Origin of the sequence: Metallosphaera sp. D4-4 (genome assembly GCF_046245145.1) — an archaeon.
In the GTDB taxonomy this organism is placed as follows: domain Archaea; phylum Thermoproteota; class Thermoprotei_A; order Sulfolobales; family Sulfolobaceae; genus Metallosphaera; species Metallosphaera sedula.
Map to the genome: position 1 here is coordinate 2,125,116 of NZ_CP176412.1, position 11,926 is coordinate 2,137,041.

Annotated in this window: 10 protein-coding genes; 2 read left to right on the forward strand and 8 right to left on the reverse strand. The window is 44.1% G+C overall.

What is annotated here, in order from left to right; all coding sequences use genetic code 11:
* Positions 1-7: 7 nt before the first annotated feature.
* Genes ACI49J_RS11710 through ACI49J_RS11735 form a run of 6 tightly spaced genes read right to left on the reverse strand, consistent with a single transcriptional unit; the run spans position 8 to position 9,134 of the window.
* Positions 8-319: a 50S ribosomal protein L30e gene (locus tag ACI49J_RS11710; RefSeq protein ID WP_011921182.1), complete on the reverse strand. Its 312-nt coding sequence runs from the start codon at positions 317-319 to the stop codon at positions 8-10.
* Positions 320-326: 7 nt separating this feature from the next.
* Positions 327-1,505, reverse strand: coding sequence for a DNA-directed RNA polymerase subunit A'' (gene rpoA2 / locus ACI49J_RS11715; RefSeq protein WP_240255167.1), 1,179 nt, complete (start codon positions 1,503-1,505; stop codon positions 327-329).
* Between the two features lie 5 nt (positions 1,506-1,510).
* Positions 1,511-4,171: a DNA-directed RNA polymerase subunit A' gene (gene rpoA1 / locus ACI49J_RS11720; RefSeq protein ID WP_240255246.1), complete on the reverse strand. Its 2,661-nt coding sequence runs from the start codon at positions 4,169-4,171 to the stop codon at positions 1,511-1,513.
* Positions 4,164-7,538 carry a DNA-directed RNA polymerase subunit B gene (locus ACI49J_RS11725; protein WP_011921179.1) on the reverse strand — a complete coding sequence of 1,125 codons (3,375 nt, stop codon included), beginning with the start codon at positions 7,536-7,538 and terminating at the stop codon, positions 4,164-4,166. The genes rpoA1 and ACI49J_RS11725 overlap by 8 nt, the downstream gene beginning before the upstream one ends.
* Positions 7,539-7,540: 2 nt before the next feature.
* On the reverse strand, positions 7,541-7,792 hold the full coding sequence (locus tag ACI49J_RS11730; RefSeq protein WP_011921178.1) for a DNA-directed RNA polymerase subunit H: 252 nt from the start codon (positions 7,790-7,792) through the stop codon (positions 7,541-7,543).
* A gap of 55 nt (positions 7,793-7,847) precedes the next feature.
* Positions 7,848-9,134: an NADP-dependent malic enzyme gene (locus ACI49J_RS11735; protein WP_240255244.1), complete on the reverse strand. Its 1,287-nt coding sequence runs from the start codon at positions 9,132-9,134 to the stop codon at positions 7,848-7,850.
* Between the two features lie 83 nt (positions 9,135-9,217).
* Between ACI49J_RS11735 and infB the strand changes: the two genes are divergently transcribed.
* Entirely contained in the window at positions 9,218-11,011 is a 1,794-nt protein-coding gene (infB, locus tag ACI49J_RS11740; RefSeq protein ID WP_011921176.1) for a translation initiation factor IF-2, read from the forward strand.
* Here infB and ndk read toward each other — a convergent pair.
* Both ndk and ACI49J_RS11750 read right to left on the reverse strand, forming a co-directional pair.
* A complete protein-coding gene (ndk, locus tag ACI49J_RS11745) occupies positions 11,001-11,423 on the reverse strand; it encodes a nucleoside-diphosphate kinase (protein WP_011921175.1) in 423 nt (140 codons plus the stop codon). The two genes, infB and ndk, sit on opposite strands and share 11 nt — an antisense overlap.
* A 1-nt stretch (position 11,424) precedes the next feature.
* Positions 11,425-11,610: a 50S ribosomal protein L24e gene (locus ACI49J_RS11750; RefSeq protein ID WP_011921174.1), complete on the reverse strand. Its 186-nt coding sequence runs from the start codon at positions 11,608-11,610 to the stop codon at positions 11,425-11,427.
* A 73-nt stretch (positions 11,611-11,683) separates the two neighbouring features.
* On the opposite strand from ACI49J_RS11750, the gene ACI49J_RS11755 reads away from it, so the two are divergent.
* Entirely contained in the window at positions 11,684-11,926 is a 243-nt protein-coding gene (locus ACI49J_RS11755; protein ID WP_240255165.1) for a 30S ribosomal protein S28e, read from the forward strand.

Consider the following 11,926-nt stretch of genomic DNA (forward strand, 5'->3'; position numbering starts at 1 on the left):
ATCACCGCTATCCATTCGCTAATTTCATTATCTGAGAATCTCCAAGCTCTTCTACGCCCACAGCAGATACAAGAAAAGGCTTACCCATAATAGTTCCTAATTCCCATCCGCTTCCCTTATATTCAACCACTGGGATCCCAGCTAAAGATGCGTATCTCATGATATCACTCTTTATATCACCTCTGAGCGTTGAAGCCACTATCACACCCTTTAACTTCCCCATCTTCAAGGCCTTTATAGTCCTTTTACTTCCTAGGAGTACTTTGCCTGTCTTGAGAAGGACCTTAATTTCTGACTCGAAAGTAATTGATTGTGACATTTTTCATTCACCTATTTGCGGGTCTCATTAAAAGTTCAACCATTCCGGTACCCAGCTTAATTGGTTGGCCTATAATAATGTTTTCTACCACTCCTTTAAACTCTTCCATGTCACCTCTAGCAGCGGCGTCGAGAAGGTGTTTTACTGTAACCTCGAAGGCGGCTCTTGCCAATACGCTAGTCTTTTCACCTGTGACACCATGCCTCCCTATCTGCCTGACTTCCCCTGTCCTTGTCATTATATCGGAAACTAGTTCGATATGTCTAATATCGACGTCCAGACCCTGTTCCTCGAGGACCCTCTTTATCTCTCTCGTTATTAACTCCCTTGCTGCCTCCACACCCAGCACGCTTTCTACCTCGTGTAGATTATTTGTCTCTATCCTCGAGACATCAACTCCCTTAACTCCAAGAACACCCTCAAGGTTAGACCCATCGGTAATGATAACGTATTCGTCACCCTTTTTCCTTATTATCGCCCTCTTAATTCCCTTAACCCCTTTTATTTTCGTTGAAAGGATTTTCTCTCTAACCTTGAATAATCCGGTCACTGTCTCCATGTTTTCAAAGTATATCGCTATTGTGTATTCATCGGGGTTTTCTACCCTATAATCGCCCATCTTGAGCTTCTTGATGACCTTTTCCACATCCTCTGTGGATAATCCCTTATCTTTAAGCAGTACTGGATCAAGTTTGAGTATAATGCCCATACCACCAACGTCCAGGTTAACCGTCTCCACCACATGCTCCACTCTAGTATATTCGATTCTCCTAGCAACCTCTAATGCCATATCACGGTCCTTTGCATACTCCTCGTTGAGATAAATGGTCATCATAGGAGTTGAAGGAACTTTCCTCGCATCTACAATCTCTATGAGCCTCGGAAGACCTAGGGTTACGTTTAACTCCCTTACACCCGCAAAGTGGAAGGTCCTCAATGTCATCTGCGTACCCGGCTCGCCTATTGATTGGGCAGCCACAACACCTATTGCCTCTCCAGGATGGACAAGGGAACTTAGATAGTCTTTCATTACTATTTCTATTATTTTGTCGATTTCATCCCTTGTAATCTCTATAGGGGAATTAGTTATTGATTCCCTTAACTTTGATATAATTGAGGCAGGAACTTTTTTACTTAATTCGGATAACTTCTGTTCCAGATATTCATTATCTGTGTTATTTATCATGTGGATCACCTCTTCCAACCAACTACTCTCTCTAGGACTCTATCTACATCTATGGTCTTGCCATGTGCACTTTGCATTGGATGGACTCCATCTCCACCGTAGAGAGTCTGGATCATCTCTCCATACAGCGTTCTAACCGTACCATCGTACTCAACCCTGAGGTCGGAGAGCGCGTTTATGAGCCTCCTCTGCATGTAACCGCTCTGAGACGTCCTCACAGCGGTATCCACTAGACCCTCTCTACCACCTGCGGCGTGGAAGAAGGTCTCGATTGGATTTAATCCGCTTCTGAAGGACGAGTAAATGAATCCCCTAGCCTCTGGCGTTATATCCCCAGGCTTAAAGTGAGGGAGCGTCCTAGTGGCATATCCACGTTTTATTCTCTCTCCTCTGACTGATTGTTGACCTAGCATGGCTGCCATTTGAGTGATATTGAGTACGCTTCCCCTTGCTCCAGTCCTTGCCATGATATAGGCGTTATTAAATGGATCCAGATAAGTCGTGGCTATCTCTCCAGCTTCATTTCTTAGCTTGTCTAGCGCATCAAGGATGTAGCTTTCCAAGCTTTCTTCTAACGTTCTACCAGGGATGACCTCGAGTTGGCCTCTTTCATAATTTTCAATGAGCTCGTTAACCTTTTTCCTCGCCTCCTGTGCCCTTTCCGCGATTTTCTTTGTGGCTTCCTCCGGAATAGTTACATCAGAGAGTGTCATGGTTAGACCGTGGAGCTCGATGTACCTAAGGAATACCTTAAACAGATTGTCCATCAGCCAGAGGACGTAATCCTCATCATATTCCCTGACGAGCCAGTGGAGTATGCTCTCAGCCTGTTGATTTCCTAGTGCTTTCTTGTCAAACACTCCCTCCAGGAGTTTCCCCTTCTTGATCACCACGTAAGAGTCATGAGGGCAGTCCTCATCCTTGCATGACCTTACACCGCTCGATATATTTGCAGGACCGTGGAAGTTAAAATCTTCAGGAAGGAAGTGACTGACTATCTGCTTCCCCGTGTAGAGCCTTTTAGGGGCCAGGATCGCTGGTTCCTCTAAATTCTTGTTAATGTTAGCTACCCCCAGTATCGTCTGAACTTCATCTTCTGTGAGTAGAGTCGTTTTGACGGTGAGCAGATATGCGCCACTAATATAATCCTGGGCTGAACCTATAATGGGGCCTCCGTATCTAGGGGTTAATATATTGCGATGAACTGTCATCAATTCCTTGGTCTCCGCTATTGCCTCCTCTGACTGAGGAGCATGGAGGTTCATCTCATCGCCATCAAAATCAGCGTTATACGGTGGACACACCAAAAGGTTAAGCCTAAAGGTTCTCCCAGGGAGAACTCTCACCTTATGACCCATCATGGATATTCTATGAAGCGATGGTTGTCTGTTGAAAATTACTATATCTCCGTCAACCAAATGTCTTTCCACTATAAAGTTAGGAGCTAGGGTTGCAGCCAGCTCCTTTCTGTCCTTAACATATCTAAGGTCTATTCTCCTTCCATCAGGCCTAACCACATAATTGGCACCAGGCCACTTATCTGGACCGTTTATAACGTATTGTCTCATTCTCTCTATATTCCATTTAGTTACCTTCTCTGGTACAGTGAGAATTTGTGCGACGTCGTATGGAACTCCAACCTCATCTATACTGATATTTGGATCTGGTGATATGACAGTTCTGGCTGAAAAATCAACCCTCTTTCCTGAAAGGTTACCTCTGAATCTTCCCTCTTTACCCTTGAGTCTTTGTGCCAGAGTTCTAAGCGGTCTACCCGATCTATGCTTAGATGTGGGCAGGCCTGGTATCTCATTATCGAAATAGGTAGCCACATGATACTGCAGGAGATCCCAAAGATCTTCCACAATTAACTGAGGGGCACCTGCATCTATGCTCTCCTTTAGTCTCTCATTTATTCTAACTATGTCCACGAGCTTGTGAGTTAGATCGTCCTCTGCCCTTATCCCGCTCTCTATCATTATTGAGGGCCTGATGGTAATAGGAGGTACAGGTAGTACGGTAAGAATTATCCACTCGGGTCTGCTAGTGGTTGGATCATAACCTAGGAGCTCCACATCGGAATCAGGTATTCTTTCTAATCTTTCCCTGATATCGGAGGGAGTGAGCCTCATTACACCCTCCTTTCTCTCCTCGTAAAAGTTGTAGGGCTTCTCCAGTTTGATTTTCAGTTGTTTCTCTGAGCAATGCGGACATACAGCTGCCTTCATAGACGTTTTTTTCACGTGATCAATGAGTCTTTTAGCCGCTGAGGGCCACCTCTTCTTTATCGCGTCATAAATCTTCCTGTATTTCTCTATGTCATTCTCGCTGATCTTTACCCTACCACATCTCCTACATGTGGATCTTAATAGATCATAGACATGCTTAACGAATCCAACGTGTATAACGGGCCTTACTAATTCAATGTGTCCAAAGTGTCCAGGACAGTTGCCTATAACATTTCCACAGATTGGACACTTCTGACCAGGCTCTATTATCCCGAGTCTTGAATCCATCACGCTTCCTTCTATGGGCGTCCCATCTTCGTCATACACATCAGCGGTTATTATGGCAGTAACTGACATCTTCCTTATTTCATCGGGGGAGAGTATCCCGAATCTAACTCCCTTTATTATCTTCTCGTTAACTTGATACCTCTCACTCATTGGAATTACCTCCAACAGGAACTTTGTCTCCCAGAACTAACTTAGGTGCGATAACCATGCTCATAAGTTCCTGAAGCAACAACTTGAAGGCATATGATATTACCACGGGGTATAAAGTTGTCTTATCACCATGAATTGGGCATATATACTTGTTCTTAGTCCTATCATACCAGCCTACATATCCGCACTGTTCACAAACGTATACTGTTGCCCTATCTGAGTTATCTAGTAATCTATCCTTGATTAACATCGCTGCACCGTATCCTATAAGGCAGTCCCTTTCCATTTCCCCAAATCTAAGTCCTCCTTCCCTAGCTCTTCCTTCGGTGGGCTGTCTAGTGAGTATTTGAACTGGCCCTCTACCACGCCCATGCATCTTATCCGCTACCATATGGTGTAATTTTTGATAGTAAACTATACCAAACAATATTCTTCCTTTCAATTTCTCTCCTGTTCTACCATCATATACAACCTCTGATCCGTCGCTTAGATAACCATGTTCCAGAAGCTTCCTCTGAATTTCCTCTATGGGAGTATTATAGAACGGTGTTGCGTCAATAGGATTACCAGTGGCTGCTACGAACTTTCCTGCTATCGCTTCCATTATCTGACCTACAGTCATTCTGGAGGGAAGCGCATGAGGATTCAGTATTATATCTGGAACTAGCCCACTAGTTGTATATGGCATGTCCACTTGGGGTATTAGCATTCCTATTACTCCCTTCTGCCCATGTCTAGTAGCGAATTTGTCTCCTATTTCTGGTATTCTCAGGTCCCTAACTCTCACCTTTACTAGCTTATTTCCCTCAGAGGTCTCGGTCACCAATACTAGATCTACAGTACCACGTTCTCCGTGCCTAGTTATTATCGACGTATCACGCTTAGCCTGATCAGGTGACAATTCCTTGAATTCCTGAAGGAACCTTGGTGGGCTTACCTTCCCTATTAATACATCTCCTCCCTTAACGTCAACCTCAGGAGAAACTATTCCGTTAGATTCCAGAAGCCTATAGTAATCCTTTCCCTTATATCCCCTTACGCCGGGTTCGGGAAGAAGGATTTCATCCTCTTGCCCTCCTGGATACTTGATTTCCTCGGCGGAGTAAAGCCTGAAGAAAGTGGACCTAAACATCCCTCTATCCACGGACGACTTATTCATGATAACGGCATCTTCCATGTTGTATCCTGTGTAGGACATAAGGGCAAATATCGCATTATTTCCTGCAGGTCTCTCCGTATATCCTATGGCCTCTAAAGCCCTAGTTTGGACTATTGGCTTCTGAGGATAATGAAGGAGATGAGCTCTAGTGTCTGTCCTTATTTGATAATTGGCTGCATACAGTCCTAAGGCCTGCTTTGCCATAGCCGACTGATAGGTATTTCTAGGAGACTGGTTGTGCTCAGGGTATGGAATAATTGAAGCTGTTATGCCTAGAATTGCTGGGGCCCATATCTCTAAATGGGTATGGTCCTTGGTTACATCCTTTGGTTCAAGAGCTATATACGCATTCTCTTCTTCCTCTGCATCAAGGAATTCAATTTTCCCCTCTTTCACTAAGGTATCAAAGGTTATCTTGCCCTTTTTCAGGTTCTCGATATCTTCCTTAGTCACAAGCGGTTTACCATGCTTAACAACGATAAGGGGCCTTCTTACTCTTCCACTATCTGAATTAATGTATACCTCGTTAAATGTTTCTGTAATGTTATAGCTTACGTTAACCTCATCGCTTAACTCACCCTCTCTTCTGCTCTCTCTTATTTTCTCTGCCAGTTCACGCCCATCAGGATAATAGCCTATTAGTCTCCCGTTTAGAATTACCTTGCTCCAGGTCTGATAATTCTCAGATTGGCCTTCCTCAGACTTAACCTTCTTTATGGCGTCGTCTATAGGGACTACACCCAAATTGTAAAGAGTTCTCTCAAGGCTCTTCTCATTTATTCCCACTGATATCTGGGCCAGGAGAGCTATGTTCTTCACAAGACCGCTGTTAGGACCCTCTGGTGTCTCGAATGGGCACATCCTGCCCCATTGGGTTCCGTGTAGATCCCTGGCCTCAAAGTTAGGCTGACCCCTGGCTAGGGAAGATACAACCCTCCTTAGATGGCTTAACATTGATAACCAATTGGTACGATCTAAAAGCTGGCTTACGCCTGTTCTTCCTCCAACCCAATTTCCTGTGGCAAGTGCATGCCTAATTCTCTCCGAAATTATATCAGGCCTTACAAGGGCATTAATGGCTAACCTTCTTCCCCTAACCTTTGACTTCTCGAGCTGAAACACTAGGTCCTTAACAAAGGCCTTAAACGCCACTCTAAAGAGACTAGCGAATAAGTCTCCCGCCAATTTCAGCCTCTTGTTAGCGTAATGGTCCTTGTCGTCGGGTTCCCTTCTGCCAAGATAAAGCTCGATCAGCTTTGAGACTGCGAAGGCCAGATAGTAAGCCTTGGCTACTCTATCTGATGGATTAGTACCTATATGTGGTAGGAAATATTTATCTAAAATCTGTTCAGCTTTCTGTATCCTCATTTCCCTTTTCTGACCTATAGCTACCCTGTTGCCTATGAAGTCCAATGCGTCTTCCTTTGAAGAAATAGAGCTCGCCTGTTCCAAAGAAGGTAAAAGTTCGTTCTGTATTTGTGGGTCAAGGGACACTGCCAGTGTAATATCTTCGTCGGTCTCTACCCCAAGGGCTCTCATTAATATTGCGAATGGAATTCTACCGGGCGCTGAAGGGAATGAAACGTGGATTGTGGAATCTTTCAATCTCTCTATGGTGATAGGAACCCTATACCCAGAGGTGCTCGAAATTATTTTAGCTGTATGGGTAACATTGGAGCCCGCCTTTCCCACATCAGTCAGAACTCTATTTGTTGCTAAGTCTTCCTGAGTTACGATTACTCTTTCACTTCCATTAATGATAAAGTATCCACCTGGGTCCTTTGGGTCTTCTCCTATTTCCACTAGTTTGTCTTGGCTGAACTCCGAAGTTGGATCAGCTATCGATTTGAGCATAATAGGAATATCGCCTATATGAACCTCGGTGGGATCTCCCTCTATGTTGTTCTCTACAGGTGTCATGGTTAGGAAAATTGGGGCAGCGTAGGTCAGGTTTCTCAGCCTGGCTTCCATGGGCGTTATCTCCTTGTCGCCCTTGTCTGCTTCCCTAACCCTAGGTTTTCCTACCCTTATCTTACCTAGTCTAATCTTTAGACCAGGTATCTCGGTGATTATTTCTCCCTGCTCGTCTATAATTTCCTGAAGCTTATTCTTTATAAAATCATTAAATGAGTCTAAATGCTGTCTTACTAACCCTCTGGACTTAAAGTATGCCTCTACTATTACCCATCTATCGTCAACTGAAAGCATGCTTATCCACTCACCACATACCTATAAACTACAAGTTCTCCAACTATGGGACTTTTCCTGGTTATTTTCACTATATCTCCCGGCTTTGCATTGATTGTCCTCGCCATAGGATCTGAGGCTCTCATCCAAGGAAGTTGCTCAGGCCCAATACCAAGCTCCTTAAGGACCTTGAACGCTTCCTCAACAGAGAGTACTTCATGTTTAGGAACAAGCACATGCACACTCGGATCTATCTTTTTAGAAGATGAACGCATAACCTACACCCTAGTATACTAGGCAAAGGTTCATAGTGTATATAGTTATAAAAATTTAAGCTATAGATCTTAACTGGGTTCTTGCCTTCTCGATCAAGGTCTTAGCGTTGTCAAAGAGTTCATTATAATTTCTAGACACTCTAGCGACGTTCTGCTGTATGGCCCTTACACCCACGGCTGCCGCTACACGAGGGTATATTTCCCACTCCGTCATCTTGGGAATTATATAGTCAGGCGTTGCTCCTTTCTCCCTTACGTGACTGGCCAGCTCCCTTGCTGCATCAATCACCATCTCGTCCGTTATCGCCTTGGCCCTAACATCTAGGGAACCCCTGAAAACACCTGGGAATATGAGGGAGTTATTGACTTGGTTCGGGAAATCACTTCTTCCAGTCGCCACAATTTTAGCTCCGGCTTCCTTTGCCTCCTCTGGCCATATTTCAGGTGTTGGATTAGCTAGAGCAAATACTATGGGGTCAGTATTCATGAGCTTTATCCAACTCTTCTTAATCACATCTGGTCCCTGCTTTGAGGCCGCTATCACAACGTCAGCTCCCTTGAAGGCATCCTCTATAGTGGTCACATTTTCTCCATTGGTTTCCCTAAGTAACTCGTACTTCCAGGGATTTTCTGTTTTCATTCTTTCCTCGTCCTGCCTCCCCCTGTATATGACTCCTGCGGAATCTACAAGAACTATGTTTTTTAGAGGAATTCCAAATTTTCCAAGCAATCGCGCGGTAGCTATGTTAGCTGCACCTGTACCAAAGAGAACAATCTTGATGTTCTTAGGGTTCTTCCCGGTTATTTCAAGGGCTGTAATCAATCCCGCCAAGGTAGCGCCTGCAGTACCTTGCTGATCGTCATGCCAAACAGGGATCTCCATAATGCTCTTGAGTTTCTCAAGAACGTAGAAGCACTTAGGGGATTCTATGTCCTCAAGGTTGATTCCTCCGAATGCAGGTTCCAATAACTTAACTGTCTCCACTATCTTGTCTGCGTCCTTTGTCCCTAAGGGAAGGGGTATAGCATCTACCCCACCTAGAAACTTGAAGATGAGTGCTTTACCTTCCATGACTGGCATGGCAGCCTCAGGACCAATATCCCCTAAACCCAGTACCCTGGATCCATCTGTGACCACTGCGATAGCATTCCACCTATATGTATAATGAAATGATAGCTCTCTATTCTTGTGTATAGCCTGAGAAACGGCCGCCACCCCGGGAGTATAAAGTATAGAGAAATCGTTCAGGGAGTTCACAGGAACCTTAGGCATTACCTGGATTTTCCCTTTGTATCTCACTGCAACGTCCAAAGCCATACTCTCGAAATCAGTTACGACCATTTTTCTCAATCAAAGGAAAAACCGTACTTACTTAAAAATAATAAACAAAGCTCCATCATATCATTCAGGTTTGGTGATTCTGTTTGTCAAAGACAGAAGTGAGACTTAGACAGCCAATTGTCGTGGTATTAGGTCATGTTGATCACGGTAAGACTACCCTTTTGGACAAGATTAGGGGAACTGCAGTTGTTAAGAAGGAACCAGGCGAAATGACCCAGGAGGTTGGGGCTAGTTTCGTCCCAAGCAGCGTTATCGAAAAAGTTGCTCAACCCTTAAAAGGTATAATCCCCGTGAAGCTTGAGATTCCTGGATTGCTTTTCATAGACACTCCAGGTCATGAGCTTTTCTCAAATTTAAGGAGGAGAGGTGGAAGCGTAGCTGATATTGCAATTCTAGTGGTAGACATAACAGAAGGATTTCAGAAACAGACCATAGAATCTATTGAGATCTTAAAAGATAAGAAGGTACCCTTCCTAGTCGCTGCCAATAAAATAGACAGGATACCTGGATGGAGGCCCATAGAGAACGAAACGTTTACAAAATCCTTTAGATCTCAATCACAGAGTGTTCAGAAAGCCCTAGATAATTATGTATACAAACTGGTAATGCAGCTGGCAGAAATGGGCTTTAACGCGGAGAGATTTGACCGAGTAAGGGACTTCACACGTTACGTATCCATTGTTCCAGTTTCTGGGAAGACTGGTGAAGGCTTACCTGAATTGCTGGCGCTTTTAGCGGGTCTGACACAGCAATATCTTAAGACAAGACTAAGGGCAGTGGAAGGACCCGCTAAAGGGGTAATTCTCGAGGTCAAGGAGGAGCAAGGGTTAGGACATACTATCGATGTGATAATCTATGATGGGATACTAAGAAAAAGTGACACGATAGTTCTGGGCGGAATAAACGGAGTAATAGTCACTAAAATTAGGAACATCCTACTACCTGCACCCCTACAGGATATGAGAATGACTAGATCAGGTTATAGGAGCATAGATGAAATATCCGCGGCAGCAGGAGTTAAAATCTCAGCACCGGGCCTTGAGGAGGCTCTTGCAGGATCCCCCCTATACGTGGCTAACGATGAGGCCAAACTTCAGGAAGCTAGAAAACTTATTGAAGAGGAGCTATCTAAGGTGAGGTTTTCTAAAAACTCCACAGGTATAGTGGTAAAGGCAGATAGCTTAGGATCACTGGAGTCCTTGGTCGCAGGATTTGAAAAAATAGGAATTCCAGTAAGAGTGGCTGATATAGGCCCAATCACTAAGAGGGATTTGATCGAGGCTGAGCTCTCAGCCAAGGAGGTTGAGGAGTACGGAATAATTGCAGCCTTCAGAGTAAAACCCATCCCAGGATTAGACACATCTAAGGTTAAGATAATTTACAACGATATAATCTACCAGTTGATAGACGACACTATCAAATACATTGAAGATCTCAGGGAGAGGAGAAAAAGGAGGACCCTGGATTCCCTTGTGTTACCAGGAAAGATCAAGATCTTACCGGGGTATGTTTTTAGAAGAAGTGATCCGGCTATAGTAGGTGTAGAAGTTTTAGGAGGCGTAGTGAGGCCAAAGTATCCCTTGATAAGAGAGGATGGACAGAGAGTGGGAGAGGTCTTAGCTATTCAGGATAATAAGAAAAACATTGAGAGAGCCACAAAGGGGATGGAGGTTTCCATGTCAATAAAAGGAAACATTATGATAGGTAGACAGGTCCAGGAGGGAGACGTTCTGTACACCGATGTTCCTCAAGAGGACTTAGAGATCCTCTTCAAGAATTATAAGGACTCGATCACAGAGGATATGATGGAGGTAATCAAGGAGCTAATAAAGATAAAAAAGGCCGAAAATCCCCTCTATGGCATTTTCATTCAGTGATCTCGTTTGGAGAGAAGAAAAGTGACATCTCCCTCTTAGCTTTCTCTTCTGCGTCTGAGGCATGTATAACGTTTTCAGCCTTTGATAGAGCAAGGTCCCCCCTAATGGTACCAGGTGAGGCTTCCTTGGGATCGGTGGCTCCTATGAGAGTACGCATGACCCTAACAGCCTCGTCTCCTTCCACTACCATACAAACCACTGGACCTGAAGTAATATAGCTTACAAGCTCGTTGAAGAACGACTTCCCTATATGTTCCTCGTATAACTTGTTAGCTGTTTCCCTATCAATCTTGACCATCTTCATTGCGGCTATTCGTAGCCCTTTCCTCTCTATCCTTCCTACTATCTCTCCTATGAGTTTCCTTCTAACACCGTCAGGCTTTATCATTACAAAGGTCTTCTGGGTAGCCAATTTATCTTACCCTCGAGTAGGAGGTTGTCCACTTCAGTTTTTTAGCATCCTTATGATACTTTAGCATATATTTCCTGCATTTGTTTGAGCAGAACCAAAGAATCGTACCGTCATTTCTCACATGCATCATGCCAGTGGCTGGCGGTATATCTCCTCCACAGAAACTGCACTTGTGGGAAACTACCATCTTGATCTACCTTATCTCAATATGAGTGAAGTATATAAGTGAATTGCTGTGAGCTTATACAAGGTAAGAAAACATGAGCGAAAAACAACAGTCCTCTTCAATCATTGAGGAATTCGGCTTTCCAGCTGAGATCATTCAATTATTAGACAGAACTGGAGTAACTGGGGAGGTTACACAGGTAAGGGTAAGGGTTCTTGAAGGAAGAGACAAGGGTAGGATACTAACCAGAAATATTAAGGGTCCAGTGAGACTGGGTGACATTGTAATTCTTAGGGAGACAGAAAGGGAGGCAAGAAAGCTAACAACCAAGAGGTAA